The sequence below is a fragment of the Haemophilus sp. HN_Hi10 genome, assembly GCF_049821985.1.
In the GTDB taxonomy this organism is placed as follows: domain Bacteria; phylum Pseudomonadota; class Gammaproteobacteria; order Enterobacterales; family Pasteurellaceae; genus Haemophilus; species Haemophilus influenzae_D.
The window spans coordinates 881411-902785 of sequence record NZ_CP187495.1 but is presented as its reverse complement, the minus strand read 5'-3'; the positions used below and the strand labels follow the sequence as shown (position 1 = coordinate 902785).

Here is a 21375-nt window from a genome sequence, read left to right as displayed (position 1 = left end):
TACTTTGTATTACATTATTTAGTTAATCCATTCACGAGTGAAATAACAGTCTGAATATCGCTATCAGACAATTTTCCTTCTTTCACAAATTTTACTTTCCCCGTTTTGTCTAACACAATAATTGCACTATCTTTAGGATTTAATCCCCAAGCATTTTTCACCGCACTTTTATCATCTAGCACAACTTGGCTATGTGGATTTTCTTGTTTGCCTTTTTGCGCACTATTTTTTACAAATATACCTGTACCAACAATCGCATCATCCGCATTAATAATGGTCGTTGTTTGGTATTTTGCAGGATTAAAATGAGATGCTTTTATCGCATCAATCATTGGCTGATTTTTCTCTTTTGCTGCCGTTCTACCCGCTAAATGATGAACAACACGCACTTTACCCGCTAATTCCGCAGAACCCCAAGGTTGAAATGTTATATCTTTTCCAGAAAGTACAATTTCACCATACTCACTCACTTTGACCGATGGTAAAGATTGCTCTAATTGCAAATTGTGTGCCCAAGTTGAACTACTAAACATCACACCACAAACTAAGGCAAGAATTTGTTTTTTCATACATTTTCCTCAAAATTGATCAAAAACTTTCACACTTTGGCGAAAGACATCTTTTTTGCTATACTTGCGTGCCTATTATATGTAATCAAAAAGGAAAACCCAATGGATCAAATGCCTAATTGCCCAAAATGTCAAAGTGAATACGTTTACCACGATTCAATTAATTTTGCTTGCCCTGATTGCGGTAATGAATGGGATAATAATGAAATTCAAGAATCAGATGACGATCAATTAATTGTAAAAGACAGCAATGGGAATTTGCTTGCAGATGGCGATGATGTACTTTTGATTAAAGATTTAAAATTAAAAGGTTCATCAGAAGTATTGAAAAAAGGTACAAAATTCAAAAACATCCGCTTAGTAAATGGCGATCATAATGTCGATTGCGGCAAAATTATGTTGAAATCTGAGTTTTTGAAAAAAGCTTAATCGAAAAAAATGCGCTCTAAATAGACCGCACTTTGCACTTTAAAGACATAAATTTATTTAATAATATCAATCACTTCTCTGACTAATCGTCCAATTTCATCCCAATTTTTGGATTGAATCAATTTTTTCTCCACAAACCAAGAGCCTCCACAAGCAACAATATTAGGAATAGCGAGATAATCCCTTATGTTATGAAGCCCTATACCACCAGTCGGCATTATCTGTAATTGAGCATAAGGACCGAGCAATGCTTTAATCATTTTCACTCCGCCTGAAGCCTCTGCAGGGAAAAATTTTACCGCTGAAATTCCCATTTCTAATGCAGTTTCAATTGCCATAGGATTATTCACCCCTGGTGTTATTGGAAAATTCAAATCTTGACATAATTTCACAATTTTTGGATTTAACCCAGGAGTAACAACAAAATCTGCTCCGCTACTTTTAGCTAAAACTACTTGTTCCGCAGTTAAAACTGTGCCCGCAGCAATCAAAAAATCGGGTCGATAAGTACGCAGTAAATGAATTGCATCTGCCGCAGCTTCAGAACGAAAAGTAATCTCTGCCACAGGTAAACCATTTTTAGCCAACGTATCTGCTAGCGGCAAAATATCTTCTGCATTATCCAACGCAATTACAGGCACAATTTTGAGTTCACGAAGTTTTTCAATAATTTGTTGAGTTGTGTATGACATAATTTTCCCTATTTAAAATAATTTTTTGCATTGTTGAAACAAATATCTTCAATCATTTTACCCAGTAATGAAATGTCATTTGGAGCTTCACCTTTTTCAACCCATCCGCCAATCATTTCACATAAAATACGGCGGAAATACTCATGGCGAGTGTAAGATAAAAAACTACGTGAATCAGTTAGCATTCCAACAAATTGACTGAGTAACCCTAATTGAGAAAGCTGTTGTAACTGACGTTCCATTCCGTCTTTTTGATCATTAAACCACCATCCAGAACCAAACTGTATTTTGCCTGCAATACCATCGCCTTGAAAGTTTCCGATCATACTAGCGATCATTTCATTATCTCGAGGATTTAAGCAATACAAAATAGTTTTAGGAAGTTGATTTTCCCTATCCATTGCATCTAACAAACGAGAGAGGGGCTCAGCATAACTTCGATCACCAATGGAATCAAAGCCACTATCCGCACCAAGTAAAGCAAACATTCGACTATTATTGTTACGTATTGCACCAATATGCATCTGCATTACCCAATTACGTTTACAATATTCTGAAGCTAACCAGACTAAAACTGCAGTACTAAATTGAGCAACTTCTTCTTCCAAGAGCGGTTGATTTTGCAAACGTTTTTGTAAAATACTATTCAATACTGATTCATCTGGAATAGCTGAAAAACGGACAATTTCCATACCATGATCAGCAGATTTACAACCTTGAGCATCAAAATATTCGAGACGTTTTAACAACGCTTTTTGTAAATCTGCAAACGTATAAATATCTACATCTGCAATTTCACTTAACTGTACAAGGTAATCATTAAATTGCGGTAATTCAATTTTAAATACTTTATCAGGTCGCCAACTTGGTACAACATCAATATCAAAACTTTCATCATTCTTGATTGCTTGATGATATTGCAAAGAATCAATGGGATCATCTGTTGTCCCCACTAATTTCACGTTCATTTTCTGCATAATGCCTCGCGAAGAAAATTCAGGTTGTTGCAACATTTCATTACATTGATGCCAAATTTTTTCCGCATTTTGCGGATTGAATAACATATTGGTTATACCAAAAGGACGGCGTAATTCTAAATGTGTCCAGTGATAAATTGGATTACCAATACAAAGGGGGACTGTTTTCGCCCAAGCCAAATATTTTTGATAATTAGTAGCCTTCCCTGTAATCAATTCTTCTGGTATTCCAGCTGTACGCAAAGCTCGCCATTTGTAATGATCACCCTCTAGCCAAATTTCAGATAAATCATTAAATTGACGATTTTCCGCCACTTCTCTTGGATTTAAATGACAGTGATAATCAAAAATAGGTTTATTTTTGGCATAATCATGATAGAGAATTTTTGCTGTATCTGTTGAAAGAAGAAAATCTTCATCCATAAATTGTTTCATTTAATCCCCCTATACTCCACTATACGCAGAAAAACCGCCATCAACAGGTAAAACTACGCCATTGACAAAAGCAGAATAATGCTCATCTATTAAGAAAAGTAATGCGCCGAGCAATTCTTCTGGCTCACCAAAACGCCCCATTGGTGTATTAGTTAGAATTTTATTTGCTCTATCTGTTGGTTTTCCTTCAGTATCAAATAATAAAGTGCGGTTTTGATTACTAACTAAAAACCCTGGTGCGATAGCATTACAACGAATACCAACTTTTGAGAAATATACAGCAAGCCATTGAGTAAAATTACTGATTGCAGCTTTTGCACCAGAGTAAGCAGGTATCTTTGTAAGTGGTGTAACGGCATTCATACTAGAAATATTAATAATATTTGCCCCTTGTTTACCAAGCATATCTTTTGCAAAAACTTGAGTTGGTAATAATGAACCTAAATAATTGAGATTAAATACAAATTCTATACCAGATTTATCTAAATCAAAGAATGTTCTCGTCGTTTCATTTAAATCAAATTGATGGAACTCATTATCTGTTGTCGCTTTTGGATTATTCCCACCAGCACCATTAATTAAAATATCACAAGTGCCAAAATCAATAGCTATTTGATCACGCACTTCTTTAATATTTTCAAGTTCTAACACATTAGTTTTATAAGCTTTTGCTTTTCCACCTGATTGGTTAATTTCTTTTGCTGCTTTGTCTGCTGCCTCGAAATTCAAATCTAACAGGGCAATATTAGCTTTAGTATGTGCTAACTGCTTGGCTAGAAATGAACATAACACTCCACCAGCCCCCGTGATTACAATTAGCTTATTTTCTAAGTTATGGTTTGCTGCAATATTCATAGTAAACTCCATTAATTAAATTCAGATTGAAGATGAGAAGTTGCGACTTTATCTATAATCGCACCTTTATGCTGAATGACGATGCCAGCAATACGATTGCCTTGCTGACAACAAGTATCGAGAGATTTATTTCGTAAATAACCGTTCAGAAATCCAGCATTAAAAGAATCACCAGCAGAGGTTGTATCTACCACATTTAAAATAGGTTCAGTCATCACTTGCCCATATTGAGATAAATACCTATCTGAAAAAATAGCACCATTCTTACCGCACTTCACAATCACTTTTGGTATACCAATTTTATGTAATCGTTCTAAAGTATCCCTAGATGTTTTATCTTTCCATAATGCTTGTTCATCATCAAAAGTTACCAACGCTATATTGACACTAGGCAAAAGCTGCAAATAACAATCTTGTGCTTCTTCTAATGAATCCCAAAGTTTTGGGCGATAATTACTATCAAAAACAATTTCTGTGCCTTTTTTAGCTAAAGAAGATAATTGATCAATTAAAAAAGTGCGGTCATTTTTCGGTAAGATTGCTAATGAAATACCACTTAAATAAATCACATCAACTTGCTGAAGTTCTGCAATAACCTTAGCAAAATCTGGATGTTGAACCATATAATGTGCTGCAGATTGATTACGCCAATAAAGGAACGTTCGTTCGCCTTGAGCATCTAATTGGATTAGATAAAGACCTGGTTGATGCTGTTCATCCTGTAAAACCCAATTTGTTTGGATGCCATCAGCTTGCCAATATTTAAGCATTTGTTTACTTAAATTATCAGTTCCTAATGCTGAGACATAATGAACTTGAATCTCTTTTGATGAACTTACTCGACTAAGATAAGTTGCAGAATTTAAGGTATCACCACCATAACTTTGCCACATTTCCGCAAAGGGTTTCCCATTGAGTTCAATCATACACTCGCCGATAAATGCTATTTTTTTCATATTCGCCCCAAAGTAAAGGGTATGCGAAAGCGCCTACCCTTCTCAATGCAAATTATTTGGTTGCTAAACTATCAATACGTTCAATATATTCCTTAAGTAAAGGATTTGATTTAGCAGCATCATGCATATCCTTTGTTGCATCAATAAACGGTTTTTTATCAACTTCAACAAAAGTTACACCCAATTTATCTTTTGCTTCTTGAGTTGTTTCAGCAATCATTTTTTGCCATAAATCTTTATGATACATCATAGAATCATCAGCAGCTTTCTTGAGAGCTTGTTGTTGCTCTGGTGTTAATTTGTCCCAAGATTTTTGACCTATTACTAACACATCAGGAATCATTGTGTGTTCATCACGACTAAAGTATTTCGCTACTTCACCATGACGTGCTAATGTTAAAGCTGTTTCATTATTTTCAGCTCCATCCACTACTTTTTGTTGCAATGCTGTATAGAGTTCGCCATAAGCTAATGGTGTTGGATTTGCGCCCATCAATTTGATCATTTCAACTGCGGTTGGGCTTGGTTGAACACGAATTTTCATACCTTTTAAATCTTCAGGAGATTGGATTGGTTTAGCAGAATAGAAACTACGTGCGCCACCATCATAATAAGTTAAACCAACGAACCCCTTTCCTTTTGATGAATCAAGGATTTTTTGCCCTACCGCAGGATCAAGTAAAACACGATAGTAATGGTTCACATCATGAAAAAGATACGGGATATTATATGCGCCATAAGAAGGCTCAAATGCTTCCAATTCACTCGCATTTGATTTTGCCATATCAAGTGAACCGGCTTGTAATAGTTCCATTGATTCACGCTGGCTGCCTAATTGGCTATTTGGATAAATGCGGATCACCACTTCTCCATTAGTTAATTTTTTTACTTCATCTGCCATATATTGCATTGAAATATGAACAGGATGAGTTTTGTCATTGTTATGACTTAATTTTAATACGGTTTTAGCTGAAGCTGAGAAAGCAACGCCAGCAGATAATGCTAGTGTTAAAGCACAAGAAAGCATATGTTTTTTAATTTGCATAACGCATCTCCATAATAAGTAAATTAAAGACTAATCCTCTAACAGCTCGGATGTTATAAAGATAATAGACCAACAAATTTAATGTGGTCAATCCAATTATTTTAAATTGGTGATCCAGATCACATTTTTAAATAAAAAAACTTGTCAAAAATAAAAAAAACACACAAAATTGGTTCACCAACTTAAGTTAATAACATAAGGAACCTATGATGAATAAATTTATATCTATTATGAATTGGGCATTATCAACGATTTGCATAGCTTTAAGTTCATTTCTAGTGTGTTGCGTAGTTTGGCAGGTGTTATCTCGTTATTTATTAAATACACCTAGCACTTATACAGATGAAATAGCTAGATTTCTCTTTATTTGGGTGGGCTTAATGGGCGCAGCTTATGCTCTTGGCCAAAAGAAACACCTAGCGATTGATCTTCTAGTCAGTAAATTCGAACACTCACCCAGCCTTCAACATCGATTACAACTTGTAATTAATTTAATCAGCGTAGCTTTTGCAACAATGATTATGTGCTATGGGGGAGGCAACTTGGTAATAGACACTGTAAACAATGGGCAAATATCACCTGTCTTAGGTATCCAAATGGGATTAGTTTACCTCGCAATTCCTTTAAGTGGTTGCTTTATGCTGATTTACCTTTTAAGAGATATTATAGATAACTTTCATCATTTGAATCTTAAATCATCACCGCTTTCAGATAATCAAGGAGAATAAAATGGAATGGTCCAATATTATTGTGCTTAGCTCAAGTTTCTTTGTCCTACTTTTTATTGGTGTACCAATTTCATTTTCAATTGGAATTGCCTCACTGCTTACTATTATGCTTTCTATTCCTTTTGATGCTGCTATTACTGTTATTTCGCAAAAAATGGCATCTGGATTAGATAGCTTTTCACTACTCGCCATTCCTTTTTTCATCTTAGCGGGCAATATTATGAATCGTGGCGGTATTGCTATGCGGTTAATTGAATTTGCTAAAGTCATCGGTGGTCACTTACCTGGATCTCTAGCACACGTGAACGTACTCGCAAATATGATGTTTGGTTCAATCTCAGGTTCAGCTGTAGCATCAGGAGCAGCAATGGGTGGGATTATGTCACCTTTACAAAAGAAAGAAGGATATGATCCTGCTTTTTCCGCTGCAGTAAATATTGCCTCTTGCCCAACTGGACTACTTATTCCGCCAAGTAATACCTTTATCGTTTATTCATTAATTTCTGGAGGAACATCTATTGGTGCATTATTCCTTGCAGGTTACATTCCAGGAATTTTGATGGGCTTATCAATCATGATTGTTGTTGCCATCATTGCGAAAAAAAGAAAATACCCAATATCACCAAAACCAACTCGCTCAGAAGCGATGAAAAAGACGCTTGATGCATTACCAAGCCTTGGTTTAATTATCGTTATAATGGGAGGTATCATTGGTGGCATCTTCACTGCAACAGAAGCTTCTGCGTTCGCTGTAGTCTACACATTAATTCTTGCTGTCGTGTTCTATCGCGAAGTGACCATCAAAGAATTACCAAAGATCATTTTAGATTCGGTTGTTACAACTGCAATCGTGCTACTATTAATCGGTACATCAATGGGAATGTCATGGGCAATGGCAAATGCAGATATTCCTTACACTATTAGTGATGCATTATTAAACTTCTCAGATAACCCAATTATCATACTTCTAATCATCAACATCATTTTATTAGTTGTGGGTGTATTTATGGATATGACACCAGCATTGCTTATCTTCACACCAATTTTCTTACCTATTGTGACTGAATTAGGCATGGATCCTGTTCACTTCGGTATATTAATGGCTTTCAACCTTTCTATCGGTATCTGTACACCACCTGTTGGTAGCGCATTATTTATCGGATGTTCTGTTGGCGGAGTGAAAATTAATCAAGTTATTAAACCACTACTACCACTCTATGCAGTTTTAATCTTAACACTCTTATTAGTAGCTTACATTCCATCATTAAGCTTAGCGTTACCACAAATATTATTAGGTTATTAATTCACGCATTAGGAAAATAATATGAAAACGATTAAAAATTGGCAATTTGTAGAAAATCATAATCATCGCATTGATATTGCCTGCGATCACAGTTACCAAATGCATATTTTCGTGTTAGAAAATGATTTATTACGCGTGGCATTTACAAAGAATAAGGAATTTAAAGTCCCTCATACTTGGGCTATTACACCAAATCAATCAGATGTAGATTGGCAAGGTCGTGATAAATGGTCGTTAAAAGGGTTTTCCTGCCCTGATTATGAAGTAAAGCAAACAGAAAAAACGCTTGAAATCTCAACCGCACTTTTAAAAGTAACAATTCATCAACCACTCTATCTAGAATGGGAATATAAACACGGTGATAAATGGAAACCATTATTTAAAGACCGAAAAACTGGTGCCTATTTGATGGGTATTTCAAATACTACCATTTCTCATTATTTACAACGAGATATTCAAGAACATTATTATGGACTCGGTGAAAAAACAGGAAATCTAAATCGCCATGGACGCCGCTTTGAAATGCGTAATATTGATGCAATGGGCTATAATGCTGAACATACAGATCCTCTTTATAAACACATTCCATTCTATATTACGCATGCTCCTGAAGTAAGTTATGGATTATATTACGATAACCTTTCACCTTGTTGGTTTACCTTAGGTAGTGAAATTGACAATTATCATTCTTACTATCGTAACTATAAAGCTGAGGATGGAGATCTAGATTACTACGTTATTCTCGGTCCCAAAATACTTGATGTAACAAAAAAATATTGTCGCCTTACGGGAGGTACTATTTTTGGTCCAAAATGGAGCTTAGGTTATAGTGGTTCAACTATGTATTATACCGATGCGCCTGATGCTCAAGAGCAACTAAAAAAATTTGTCAATTTATGTAATGAACATGATATTCCTTGTGATTCATTCCAACTCTCTTCAGGTTATACCTCTATAAATGGAAAGCGTTATGTTTTCAACTGGAATTATGACAAAATTCCAACCCCTAAAGAAATGACAAAATATTTTCATAATGCGGGGATGAAGTTAGCTGCAAACATTAAACCATGTTTATTACTAGATCACTCACGTTATCAAGAAGTGGAAAAACTTGGATTATTCATTAAGGATTCTGAATCAGATAATCCTGAAAAATCTATGTTCTGGGATGACGAAGGTTCTCATTTAGACTTTACCAATATAGCCACGGTGAATTGGTGGAAAAAGAATATAAAACAACAATTACTCGATTACAGCATTGATGCTACTTGGAATGATAATAATGAATTTGAAGTGTGGGACAACTACGCAAAATGCCATTATTTCGGTGAAGGTATGCCAATAAAATTATTGCGCCCACTACAACCATTATTAATGATGAAAGCGTCCTATGAGGCTCAATTAGAGTACGCACCAAATAAACGTCCTTATTTAATTTCACGTTCTGGCTCACCTGGAATGAACCGTTATGTACAAACTTGGTCTGGAGATAATCGTACCAGTTGGAATACATTACGTTACAATATCAAAATGGGATTAGGTATGAGCCTTTCTGCACTCTATAACGTTGGGCATGATGTAGGTGGTTTTTCTGGAAATAAACCGGATCCTGAATTATTTGTACGTTGGGTACAAAATGGTGTAATGCATCCACGTTTCACTATTCATTCTTGGAATGATGATAAAACTGTTAATGAACCTTGGATGTATCCACAAATAATCAATATTATTCGTGATGCTATCCAATTACGTTATATATTAATGCCTTATTTATATAACACATTATGGAAAGCTCATCATGATCATGAACCAATACTACGACCAACATTCCTTGATCACGAACATGATAAAAATACTTTTGAAGAAAATGATGACTATCTTTTAGGTGAAGATTTACTCGTTGCTTCTGTTGTGGAACCTAATCAACGAAAACGTGAAGTCTATCTACCACAAAATTTCGTCGGTTGGTATGACTTTTACACACACAAATGGTTTAATGGCGGCGAAAGAATCATAGCTGATGCACCATTAGAAAAAATTCCTTTATTTTTAAAAGCTGGAAGCATTATTCCAATGGCAAAAAAAGGTCATAAAAATACGTTATCTGATAATTATAGACAATTATTAATTATGCCTTTTATTAATCAAGGAGAGAGGAATATTACTATATTTGATGATGACGGTGAAAGTTTCGATTATTTAAAAGGTAAATTTTTAAAATTTAATATTTATCTAAAATGCACTAGTCAAACAATTGAACTTGTTTTAGAAAAATCGGGTGATTATTTACCAAAATATAATGAAATTAGTTTCTACCTTCCTAATAAAGAAAATAGAAAATTAATTATTAATGGAAAAACGGTCACTCAAGGCTATAAATTGAGTTTATTAGATTAAAATTAGGAAAAATTTATGAACATTGATGACTTGCGATCCTATAAAAAAATAGGAAATGAGTTAAAACAACAGCTAAATAATCATCAATATAAAATAGGCGACAAACTACCAGCAGAAAGAGACTTGGCTGATTATTTTGATGTAAGTCGTACAGTCATTCGAGAAGCCATCATTATGCTTGAATTAGAAAACCTTGTTGAAGTACGTAAAGGTTCTGGAGTGTATGTGATTGCATTGCCACAACGCGCTGCAAGTAATGATGAATTTTTAGATAAGGTTGATGTAGGCCCTTTTGAACTTTTACAAGCTCGCCAATTATTAGAAAGTAGTATGGCTGAATTTGCTGCATTACAAGTGACAAGAGCAGATATTACTAAATTAAAAGACATTCTAGCAAGAGAGCGAAATACACTTGAACAAGGTGATGAAGATTATGTGGCAGATGAAGATTTTCATCGTACGATAGCAGAAATAACCCAAAATGAAGTTATCTTGCAAATGCAAAAAGCACTGTGGGATCTTCGTACTAATAGTCAAATGTGGAAAGGTTTACATCTTCATATTCCAAATCAGAGCTATCGTCACCTTTGGTTACAAGATCATGAGAATATTATTACAGCCCTACAGAGAAAAGATCCTGTAATGGCAAAAAAAGCAATGTGGCAACATTTAGAAAATGTTAAGCAAAAACTTTTTGAATTATCTGATGTAGATGATCCTAATTTTGATGGTTATCTATTTAATATGAGCCCAATTGTTGTTGATCGTTAGAAAACTATAGGAGTTAAAAATGGAACAAGCATGGCGTTGGTATGGACCAAAAGATCCTGTTTCTTTATCTGATATTCGTCAAGCAGGCGCAACTGGTATAGTCACTGCACTTCACCATATTCCTAACGGTGAAATATGGAGTATTGAAGAAATTAAAAAACGCAAAACTGAAATAGAAAATGCTGGTTTAAGCTGGTCAGTAGTGGAAAGTGTACCAGTTCATGAAGAGATTAAAACTCAGACTGGAAATTATCAAAAATGGATTAATAACTACAAACAAACTCTTCGTAATCTTGCTCAATGTGGAATTGACACTGTTTGCTACAATTTTATGCCAGTTTTAGACTGGACTCGAACCGATCTTGCTTATGAATTACCAGATGGTTCTAAAGCATTGCGCTTTGATCATATCGCTTTTGCCGCATTTGAACTTCATATTTTAAAACGTCCTGATGCAGAAAAAACCTATAATCAAGAAGAACAAGTTGCAGCAAGAACCTATTATGACAATATGTCAGAGCAAGATATAGCGCAATTAACGTGTAATATTATTGCGGGCTTACCCGGTGCAGAAGAAGGTTACACTCTTGATGAATTTCAAACTCAATTAGATCGCTATAAAGATATTTCATCCGAAAAATTCCGTACGCATTTGGCTTATTTTTTAAATGAGATCGTACCTGTTGCCCAAGAAATAGGAATCAAAATGGCGATTCATCCAGACGATCCTCCACGCCCAATCTTAGGCTTACCACGCATAGTTTCAACTATTGAAGATATGCAGTGGTTTGTAGAAACTCAACCATTACCAGCAAATGGTTTTACAATGTGTACGGGTTCTTATGGCGTACGTTCCGATAATGATCTCGTAAAAATGACTGAACAATTCGCTGATCGTATTTACTTCGCTCATTTACGTTCTACTCAACGTGAAGGTAATCCACTAACCTTCCATGAGGCAGCTCATCTAGAGGGAGACGTAGATATATTTAATGTAGTAAAAGCTTTATTAAATGAAGAATATCGTCGATTAAATCTAGGAGAAACTCGTTTAATCCCAATGCGCCCAGATCATGGACATCAAATGTTGGATGACTTACGTAAAAAAACCAATCCTGGCTACTCTGCCATTGGTCGGTTAAAAGGTCTAGCTGAATTTCGCGGTTTAGAGATGGCACTAAAAAAAGTGTATTTCAATAAGTAAAAGAAAAAGTGCGGTCATAAAAAACATTATTTTTATCGACCGCACTTCTAATTTATTTCATCAATCTTCTCATTCGAATATTGATCATTTCGACCACAACAGAGAATCCCATTGCAAAATAGATATAACCTTTCGGGATGTGAATATCCAAACTTTCTGCAATTAAACTAATTCCCACTAAAACCAAGAAGGCTAAAGCTAGAATTTTCAAGGTTGGATGCGTATCTACGAAATCGCCGATTGGTTTTGCTGAAAACATCATCACGCCAACGGCAATCATAATCGCCAAAATCATCACAGGAAGGTGGCTTGCCATACCCACCGCTGTAATGACAGAATCTAAAGAAAATACAATATCTAGCACAGCAATTTGAATTAATACGCCAAGATAACTCACTTTGTTTTTGCTTTCAGATTCATGGTGTTCTTGATGATTTATCGCCTCTTTAATTTCGCCAGAACTTTTTATAATCAGGAATAAACCACCGATTAATAAAATCAAATCACGCCCAGAAATTTCTTGATTAAACACAGTAAATAACGGTGCAGTAAGTTTCATTATCCACGCTAGTGACATTAAAAGTAAAATTCTTGTTAGCATTGCCAAAGCAAGCCCAAGAATACGACCAGACTGGCGTTGGCGTTCAGGTAAACGTCCAACTAGGATGTTAATAAAAATAATATTGTCGACTCCTAAAACGATCTCTAAAGCCGCAAGTGTCGCAAGTGATATCCACGCTTCAGGATCCGCAATCCATTCAAACATAATTTTTCCTATAATTGAGTTAAATAAATCCGAAAATACAGATCATAATGGCTTTATGACGAAAAGCAATCGTTATTTATATTTGAGAAATGATTGATTAGTCGTTTTTAAGCGTTTCAAAAATCCTTTCAGCAAGTTTAGGGGAAATGCCCGGTACAGAGGCTATTTCATCTAAGGTCGCCTTTTTCACACCTTGTAAACCACCAAGATATTTCAGTAAAGCCTGACGACGTTTAGCTCCCACACCTTCAATGGTTTCTAAACCACTTTGTGTAAAGGCTTTTTGACGTTTTTTACGGTGTCCGCTTATTGCGTGATTATGGCTTTCATCACGGATATGTTGAATCAAATGCAATGCCAAACTATCATCAGGCAAATGAATTTCGCGGTCTTGTTTGCTGATAATCAGTACTTCCTGCCCTGCTCGACGATCCACACCTTTTGCCACGCCAATTAAGTGCGGTCTATTTTTATCCCATTTTACTTGAAGATGTTGGAACACGTTCAATGCTCGATTTAACTGCCCTTTTCCACCATCAATAAAAATAATATCGGGAATTTTATCTTCTTCTAAATCACGCTCATAACGTTTCTGCAACGCTTGTTCCATCGCAGCATAATCATCTCCGCCAGTAATGCCTTCAATATTAAAACGGCGATAATCAGATTTCAGTGGACCTTCTTTATTAAAAACAACACAAGATGCGACTGTTTGATTTCCCATTGTATGGCTTATATCAAAACATTCCATACGCTTAATTTCAGGAAGATTTAACAGCTCACACAACGCTTGATAACGCTCTGACATTCGTGAAGATTGTTTAAGTTGTACATTTAAAGCCGCTTTAGCATTAACTTGTGCGAGCTGTAAGTATTTACTTTTATCGCCTTTTACGCTTTCTTGAATCGTCACTTTTCTGCCAGCTTGCTCCGTAAGAAGTTGCTCAAGCTCTGATTTTTCAGCTAATTGACGATCCACAATAATGCTATTCGGGATACTTCGTCCTTGATGACCTTGTAAATAAAATTGCCCCACAAAAGTTTCGGTAAGTTCCGATAAATCCGTATTGGCGGGGACTTTTGGGAAATAACTGCGATTGCCTAGCACTTTTCCTTGACGAATAAACATCACCTGTACACAGGCTAACCCGTGTTGGTAAGCGATAGACATAATATCCATATCATCTAAACGTTCATTGGATACAAATTGTTTTTCAATAACCGAACGCACCGCCTGAATTTGATCGCGATAACGAGCAGCCTGTTCAAAATCTAAATTTCTGCTTGCCTGCTCCATTTTACCGATTAAATAATCTAACACCTGTTGATCTTTGCCTTGTAAAAATAAGCGAGCTAATTCAACTTGCTGATTATATTCTTCATCGGAAACATATCCCTGTACACAAGGCGCGGAACAACGCCCAATTTGATACTGCAAACAAGGACGAGAACGGTTGGAATAAACGGAATTTTCACATTGGCGAACAGGGAAAAGTTTTTGCAAAAGCGATAAAGTTTCACGCACAGCCCCTGCGTGAGGATAAGGCCCGAAATATTCGCCTGCAAATTTTTTAGAACCACGATAAGAAGTAATTCTTGGGTGGCGTTCTTTGGTTAATAAAATAAATGGATAGGATTTATCATCACGCAATAATACGTTATAGCGAGGCTGATAAAGCTTGATAAAATTATGCTCTAGCAGTAAAGCTTCCGTTTCAGATGAAGTTAGCGTGGTGTCAATATGATGAATTGACGCCACCAACGCCTCTGTTTTTTTACTGCTCAGATTTTTACGAAAATAGCTTGAAAGACGTTTTTTTAAATCCTTTGCTTTCCCAACATAAATAACCTGATCTTTATCATCATACATACGATAAACACCAGGTTCGTGAGAGACATCAGCGAGGAATTTTTTGGGATTGAACATAGAATATTTTACCAATAACAAAAGACATCTTGCCTTCCCTGCTTTCGGGGGAAGGAGCCTAAAGAGCAAAAGGGGGCTTGCGATGTTAAATTTATCCCCCCTCAGCCTTCGGCAGCTCCCCCCGCAAGCAGGGGGAGCCAAGTATTTAATCCTTCGCCAAAATCAACCGCACTTTTTCCAAATCTTCGGCGGTATCCACCCCCACTGCAGGCACTTCTTTCGCAAGTTCTACGTGTATTCGTTCGCCATTATATAACACACGAAGCTGCTCAAGTTTTTCTAGATTTTCAAGTTGAGTCGGTGCCCATTGCACATATTGTTTTATGAAACCCGCACGATATGCGTAAATGCCAATATGACGCAAATACGCATCAGCAAGCTGTACTTTCTGAATATCCTGTAAATTCATAAACTGATCACGATCGTAAGGAATAACCGAACGGGAAAAATACAGCACATAGCCATCTTTATCTGTTAATACTTTCACTGCATTTGGATTAAATAATTCCTCAGCATCGTGAATTTTTACCGTAAGGCTTGCCATATTGACATTAAATTTTGCTAAATTATCTGCCACTTGTCGCACGATAACGGGAGGAATCAAAGGCTCATCGCCTTGGATATTGACAATGATTTCATTATCGGGAACCGCTAATTTTTCTACAACTTCCGCTAAACGCTCTGTACCAGAATTATGATTAGCCGAAGTCATACAGACTTCAGCACCAAAACTTTTGGCAACATCAGCCACATTTTCATTATCGGTGGCAATAATCACTCGGCTCGCCCCAGACTGCAGAGCTTTCTCAAATACATGTTGAATCATTGGCTTACCCGCAATATCTGCAAGAGGCTTTCCAGGTAAACGACTTGATGCAAAACGAGCGGGGATAATCACGGTAAATGACATAATTTATTCCTTATTCTTTAATATTTCAGCTTTATCGGCAAGTAATCAAAACAACTGGGGATTAATCCTTTCAGCTATTTCTATATTGCGCCACAAGTTTGTCTATTTTGCTCCAAAAGTGCGGTAAATTTTCACGTTGTTTTTCAGCCTCAATAATTTCTGCATCGACAGGGACATACCACCAATTATCTTTAGCAAAAGATTGGCATTTTACGGCATCTTTTTCCGTCATAAAGAGCGGTTGATTTTCAGAAAGTTTTTCTAATTGAGACGCTTCAAAATGTTGATGATCTTGAAATGCTTGAGTTTGCTTTAACTGAATCCCTAACTTTTCTAACATACTAAAAAAACGCTGTGGATTGCCAATCCCTGCGATGGCAACACCAGATTGAAATTCATTTAATTGGCGTTTTTCATTGGTTTTTAAATTAATCGCGAAATGAGGCACAAGACGCATAACTGCATCTGAATACTGATTTTTTCCACCATTAGTGATCACAAAATCGACAGATTTTAATCGACTTGGTAATTCTCGCAATGGACCTGCTGGCAATACAAAACCATTTCCCAACGCGCGCTCAGCGTCCATTACGACAATTTCCAAATCACGCTGTAATTGATAATGTTGTAAACCATCATCAGAAACAATAATATCGCACTCTGCTTGGCTTAAGAGTAATTCAATCGCTTGCTGGCGATTTGGGGAAATCACTACTGGCACATTGGTGCGTTTAGCAATCAATACAGGTTCATCACCACCTTCAATCGGATGCGTATTTTCAGTAACGCATAACGGATACGTTTTAGATTTACTGCCGTAACCACGAGAAATCACACCTACGCGAAAACCTCGTTTTTTTAATTCTTCCACAAGCCAAACAACCACAGGCGTTTTGCCATTTCCACCCACAGACAAATTTCCCACAATTATCACTGGTTTTGGTGCGCGATAAGAGGATTTGAGACCCAAAGAGAATAAGGCGCGACGAAGTTGGCTAATCAACCAAAACAATAAAGAAAAAGGCGATAAGAGCCAAATAAGTTTGGAGTTGGAATACCAGAAGGGCATAGAAAATCCTTTCTAATAAGTGCGGATAAAATAACGCGAGTTTTTCAACTCGCGTTTTCGATAATCAATAAATTAGCCAGTAAACTGCATACTATGCAACTGTTTATAGGCACCATTTTGTTCAAGCAATGCTTTATGGTTGCCACGCTCACGAATTTCTCCATGATCAATCACAAGAATTTCATCCGCATTTTCAATAGTAGATAATCTATGGGCAATCACAACAACCGTGCGATCTTTCTTTAATTCCTCTAATGCAGATTGGATTGCTCGTTCTGATTCCGTATCTAGTGCAGATGTAGCTTCATCTAAAATTAATACTGGCGAATTACGCAATAAAGCACGAGCAATCGCTAAACGCTGACGTTGCCCACCTGATAGGCTAGCGCCATTTTCGCCAATTACCGTATCAAAACCTTGCGGTAATTTTTCGATAAACTCTAAAGCATAAGCCGCTTTTGCTGCAGCGATAATTTCTTCGCGAGAATACTTATCTTGTGCTGCATAAGCAATATTATTCGCAATAGTATCGTTAAATAAATGGACTTGTTGAGAAACCACAGCGCAGTTTTCACGTAAATTAGATAAACGATAATCTTGGATATTTACGCCATCAAGTAAAATCTCGCCTTGCTCAATATCGTAAAAACGTGTCACTAAATTAGCAATGGTTGATTTGCCCGATCCAGAACGCCCAACCAAAGCAACGGTTTTTCCAGCTGGAACGCTAAAAGAAATATTATTTAATGCAAGTTCATCTTTTCCTTGATATGCAAAACTCACATTTTTAAATTCTAACTCGCCTTTCGCAGGTTCTGCTTTATAAGCCCCGTTATCTTTTTCTGGCTCTAAATCTAAAATGGCAAATAGCGTTTGACATGCTGCCATTCCACTTTGAAATTGTGCATTCACCGCAGTTAATGATTTTAACGGACGCATCATAGCTAACATTGAAGAAAATACCACTGTAAATGAGCCTGCACTCAAATTATCTTCTGCAATCAATGGAGTGGTAGCTAAATAGAGCACCGTAGCTAATGCGAGAGATGCAATAACTTGCACCACAGGATCAGAAATGGAATTTGCTGTCACCATTTTCATGCTTTTTCGACGCATATCATTACTAACATGATTAAAATGCACTTCTTCCACATGTTGCCCTCCGAAAGAAAGCACAACTTTATGACCTTTTAACATCTGTTCTGTAGCAGACGTAAGTTCACCCATTGAATCTTGTAAGTTCTTACTTAATCTACGAAAAATTTTTGATACCAAACGAATTAAAACAGCAATGATTGGACCTATAATAAAAAGCACAATTGTTAATTCCCAACTGGTATAAAACATCACTGCGAATAGCGAAATAATATATGCTCCTTCTCGCACAATTGTAATCAAAGATCCTGAAGAAGAACTTGCAATCATTTGGGAATCATAAGTAATCCGAGAAAGTAAACGCCCTGTTGAATTTTGATCAAAGAAACTCACTGGCATAAACATTAAATGTTTAAACAAGCGGCGACGCATTGTCATGACAACTTTGCCTGATACCCACGCCAAGCAATAATTAGAAATAAAGTTGGTAATGCCGCGTAAAATAATCATCCCAACGACGACAAAAGCCATCATTTTCAAAAATGAATGGTTTGCCTTACCAAAACCATCGTCCAACAACGGTTTTAACAAATAAATCAAGCCTGAGTCAGCTAATGCATTAAAAACTAACGCGACGCCAGAAACAATAAGCCCCGCTTTAAAAGGTTTAATCATTGGCCACAAACGCTTAAACGTTTGTAAGGTTGAAAAATCATTTTCTTGTAATTTTTGCTCTTGCATAATCGCTATCTAATAGTAAAAATTGCACGCATTGTACCTTTTATTCCTTTGATAATCCAATTACACGCACATACCAAGGGGAAAATTCTGTGCGAGCTTGCTGGATTTCTAATCGGTCTTGAAAAAAATTTACCCGCACTTGCCCCGAAATAGCGGTATTTTCTACCGCACTTTTATAGCGTTGAAGCCTTTCCGTAACCGAATAATGGGGGAATTTCCACGGATTCCAACGTCCACTAGAAATAATCGCCACATCTGGTCGAACCTGAGAAAGCAAGTATTCACTTGTCGATGTTTTACTCCCGTGATGCCCCACTTGTAACACATCAATTTTTCCTAAAGTGCGGGCAAAAATTTGTTCATTTTTTGCTTCAGCATCGCCAGTCAGTAAAACGCTATGCTTTCCATCATCGACTAAAATCACACAAGAATGGGGATTATCAGCTCGTGTCACAACGTTGTGAGGAGAAAGTATTTGAAAATGTAGCCCTTGCCAATGCCAATCACGTCCAGCTGTACAAAAAGTGCGGTAATTTTCCCCATAGTTTTTTCGTGAAGGGGTAATCAATTCCACATTGGGATACGCCTTTAAAATTGTCGAAGCACCACCTGCATGATCGTTATCGTCGTGGCTTAAAATCAATTTTTCCAAAACAATCCCTTCTCTTTGCAAATAAGGCAAAATTTCCAACTCAGCCATACTTCCACCTCGCCAAGAAGAACCCGTATCATAAAGAATCCCTTTGCCATTTTTCACAATCAGCGTTGCCAAGCCCTGCCCCACATCTAAAGTATCTACCTGCCAAGTTGGTTTGTTCAATTGTTTAAACAACAAAATCATAAAACACATAAGAATAATGCCGAAAGAACATAGCAAAACGTTGATTCGTTCATTTTTTAGCAAAGGTTTACTGAGATTTAATGTAAAAAATCTTGGTCGTTTAATTTTCCAAGTTGATGGTGAAGCCTCTTGTTTTCGATAAATACACCAAATAATTAACATAAAAATTCCTGCACAAAGTGCGGTTAAAAATAATGCTAAATTAAATGAAACCGTGAGCCAATTTCCTTGAAAAACAGAAATTAACCCAGTAATTCCTTCGGCTAGCTTATTTGCTAGTTGCCAAGAAAAAACCGCGCCGTTGGTAAAAACAGCAAATAAAATTAATGGCACAAGGAAAAAACTATAAATTGGAACAGCCATAAGATTGGCTAAAAATCCACTTAGCGATAAGCCATTAAATAGAAAAAGTTGCAAAGGCGTAAAAAAAAGCAATAACCCAAATTGCAAATGAAATAAATTCAAAATCCACCGCACTTTTGGGGAAAAGGGACGATTTTTCCATTGAAAAAGTGAAAAAGGCACATAACGATACCAGAGGATCAAACAACCAACTGCACCACAAGAAAGCCAAAAACTGACCGAAAGTGGCATTAATGGATCGCAGAAAAGCAAGAATCCGACAACCAACGTAAAAAGCTGAAAAGGCGAATAATATCTCCTCATTATTTGAACGAAGAAAACGAAAACAAGTGCTGAAATGGCACGAAAAGTTGGCACGCTAAAACCAGCCAAATAGGCATAAATTAAAGCAAATAAAACACCAAAAACTAAAGGAAAATAAGGATGCATAAAACGGGTTGGGAAAAATACTTGCACAACACGAGCCAAGTAAAATCCAATTCCCATAGCCAACCCAATATGTAAGCCAGAAATAGCAATAAGATGCGCGGTATTCGTTTGTTGGTAAATTGACCAAGTGTTTTTATCTAACCAAGCCCGTTCGCCAAAAGCTAACGCGATCAATAAACCTTGTAGAGATAATCCTTCCGTTTGCTTTCTCACTTGTTGCAATTTTTCTGCACGCAATGATGAAACATCAGCAATTTTCGCCGCACTTTTTACGGTTCCAACAGCCGTAATTCCTTTTGAAAGATACCATTGTTGCCGATCAAACCCACCAAAATTTAATCGCGCAGAAAGGGGACGTAAAGAAATTTCAGCTTGCCAAATTTCCGATAGTTGAGGCACCTCTTTTGCTTTCCAATTTAAAAAAATTCGTTGCTCTTGTAAGTTATCCGTCAATGTTGCTGTGGCGATAAGTGTTTGATAATCCTGTTGATGCAAAATTTCTTGAATCTCAAAAGCCACCATTTGCTTTTGAGCGGTAATACGTTGAGCTTGTTGTAATAAACTCAAAGCCGAATGATGAAAATAGCCAAGAGAAGCAACAAAAAAAGCAAGGCTAACTAAGAAATTTTTACGCCAAAAAATAAAAAGAAAAATCAAAACAAGCGCAATAACGAGAGCAACTTGCCAAGGCAATAGCAATGACTGCGGTAGAAATAACAACGTTAAATCCGCAACAATTAGCAAGACAGCTAAAGTTATTAAGTTTAATTTCATTTTTGTAAAAGATTAATTCCAATCTCTCTAAGACTAGGCTAGTTTTATTTAAATATGCAAACGGTTGCTTCAAATTTTACGATCCATATTGTAAAAATA

18 protein-coding genes are annotated in these 21375 nt (G+C 36.5%); 6 read left to right on the top strand and 12 right to left on the bottom strand.

The features are described from left to right. Window positions 1-14 precede the first annotated feature (14 nt). Complete coding sequence (locus ACPT8Q_RS04480) at window positions 15-569, bottom strand: YtfJ family protein (protein WP_050949311.1); 555 nt, start codon at window positions 567-569, stop codon at window positions 15-17. Between the two features lie 102 nt (window positions 570-671). Here ACPT8Q_RS04480 and ACPT8Q_RS04475 point away from each other — a divergent pair, with 102 nt between their 5' ends. Next, window positions 672-998, top strand: a complete 327-nt coding sequence (locus tag ACPT8Q_RS04475) for a zinc ribbon domain-containing protein YjdM (RefSeq protein ID WP_050949310.1) — start codon at window positions 672-674, stop codon at window positions 996-998. A gap of 53 nt (window positions 999-1051) precedes the next feature. On the opposite strand, the gene ACPT8Q_RS04470 is transcribed toward ACPT8Q_RS04475, so the two are convergent. Genes ACPT8Q_RS04470 through ACPT8Q_RS04450 form a run of 5 tightly spaced genes read right to left on the bottom strand, consistent with a single transcriptional unit; the run spans window position 1052 to window position 5958 of the window. Beyond that, entirely contained in the window at window positions 1052-1690 is a 639-nt protein-coding gene (locus tag ACPT8Q_RS04470) for a bifunctional 4-hydroxy-2-oxoglutarate aldolase/2-dehydro-3-deoxy-phosphogluconate aldolase (RefSeq protein ID WP_021035528.1), read from the bottom strand. Window positions 1691-1698: 8 nt separating this feature from the next. Next, the gene (gene uxaC, locus ACPT8Q_RS04465) at window positions 1699-3102 is read right to left on the bottom strand and encodes a glucuronate isomerase (RefSeq protein ID WP_050949309.1); all 1404 of its coding nucleotides are present in this window, start codon (window positions 3100-3102) and stop codon (window positions 1699-1701) included. A 9-nt stretch (window positions 3103-3111) separates the two neighbouring features. After that, window positions 3112-3957 carry an SDR family oxidoreductase gene (locus ACPT8Q_RS04460; RefSeq protein WP_050949308.1) on the bottom strand — a complete coding sequence of 282 codons (846 nt, stop codon included), beginning with the start codon at window positions 3955-3957 and terminating at the stop codon, window positions 3112-3114. Window positions 3958-3968: 11 nt separating this feature from the next. Beyond that, on the bottom strand, window positions 3969-4913 hold the full coding sequence (locus ACPT8Q_RS04455; protein WP_050949307.1) for a sugar kinase: 945 nt from the start codon (window positions 4911-4913) through the stop codon (window positions 3969-3971). A 52-nt stretch (window positions 4914-4965) separates the two neighbouring features. After that, the gene (locus tag ACPT8Q_RS04450) at window positions 4966-5958 is read right to left on the bottom strand and encodes a TRAP transporter substrate-binding protein (protein WP_005652579.1); all 993 of its coding nucleotides are present in this window, start codon (window positions 5956-5958) and stop codon (window positions 4966-4968) included. 209 nt (window positions 5959-6167) lie between these two features. On the opposite strand from ACPT8Q_RS04450, the gene ACPT8Q_RS04445 reads away from it, so the two are divergent. Genes ACPT8Q_RS04445 through uxuA form a run of 5 tightly spaced genes read left to right on the top strand, consistent with a single transcriptional unit; the run spans window position 6168 to window position 12361 of the window. Further along, complete coding sequence (locus ACPT8Q_RS04445; protein WP_005652578.1) at window positions 6168-6686, top strand: TRAP transporter small permease; 519 nt, start codon at window positions 6168-6170, stop codon at window positions 6684-6686. A 1-nt stretch (window position 6687) separates the two neighbouring features. Continuing rightward, complete coding sequence (locus ACPT8Q_RS04440; RefSeq protein ID WP_050848848.1) at window positions 6688-7989, top strand: TRAP transporter large permease; 1302 nt, start codon at window positions 6688-6690, stop codon at window positions 7987-7989. Window positions 7990-8010: 21 nt separating this feature from the next. Beyond that, window positions 8011-10386 carry a glycoside hydrolase family 31 protein gene (locus ACPT8Q_RS04435; protein WP_050949306.1) on the top strand — a complete coding sequence of 792 codons (2376 nt, stop codon included), beginning with the start codon at window positions 8011-8013 and terminating at the stop codon, window positions 10384-10386. A gap of 15 nt (window positions 10387-10401) precedes the next feature. After that, window positions 10402-11157 carry an FCD domain-containing protein gene (locus tag ACPT8Q_RS04430; protein ID WP_005652574.1) on the top strand — a complete coding sequence of 252 codons (756 nt, stop codon included), beginning with the start codon at window positions 10402-10404 and terminating at the stop codon, window positions 11155-11157. A gap of 19 nt (window positions 11158-11176) precedes the next feature. Further along, the gene (gene uxuA, locus ACPT8Q_RS04425; protein WP_050949305.1) at window positions 11177-12361 is read left to right on the top strand and encodes a mannonate dehydratase; all 1185 of its coding nucleotides are present in this window, start codon (window positions 11177-11179) and stop codon (window positions 12359-12361) included. A 52-nt stretch (window positions 12362-12413) separates the two neighbouring features. Here the strand turns inward: uxuA and ACPT8Q_RS04420 are convergent, their stop codons facing one another. From ACPT8Q_RS04420 to ACPT8Q_RS04395, 6 genes are all read right to left on the bottom strand, one after another. Beyond that, on the bottom strand, window positions 12414-13127 hold the full coding sequence (locus tag ACPT8Q_RS04420; RefSeq protein WP_050949304.1) for a TerC family protein: 714 nt from the start codon (window positions 13125-13127) through the stop codon (window positions 12414-12416). Between the two features lie 97 nt (window positions 13128-13224). Further along, on the bottom strand, window positions 13225-15054 hold the full coding sequence (uvrC, locus tag ACPT8Q_RS04415; RefSeq protein ID WP_021035538.1) for an excinuclease ABC subunit UvrC: 1830 nt from the start codon (window positions 15052-15054) through the stop codon (window positions 13225-13227). 145 nt (window positions 15055-15199) lie between these two features. Then, window positions 15200-15964, bottom strand: coding sequence for a 3-deoxy-manno-octulosonate cytidylyltransferase (gene kdsB, locus ACPT8Q_RS04410; protein WP_048949884.1), 765 nt, complete (start codon window positions 15962-15964; stop codon window positions 15200-15202). Between the two features lie 70 nt (window positions 15965-16034). Then, window positions 16035-17033 (bottom strand): tetraacyldisaccharide 4'-kinase, encoded by a 999-nt coding sequence (lpxK, locus tag ACPT8Q_RS04405; RefSeq protein WP_048949883.1) that lies wholly within the window; start codon window positions 17031-17033, stop codon window positions 16035-16037. 72 nt (window positions 17034-17105) lie between these two features. After that, window positions 17106-18869: a lipid A ABC transporter ATP-binding protein/permease MsbA gene (msbA, locus tag ACPT8Q_RS04400; RefSeq protein WP_050949303.1), complete on the bottom strand. Its 1764-nt coding sequence runs from the start codon at window positions 18867-18869 to the stop codon at window positions 17106-17108. A 40-nt stretch (window positions 18870-18909) separates the two neighbouring features. After that, on the bottom strand, window positions 18910-21276 hold the full coding sequence (locus tag ACPT8Q_RS04395) for a DNA internalization-related competence protein ComEC/Rec2 (RefSeq protein ID WP_050949302.1): 2367 nt from the start codon (window positions 21274-21276) through the stop codon (window positions 18910-18912). Between the last annotated feature and the right edge of the window lie 99 nt (window positions 21277-21375).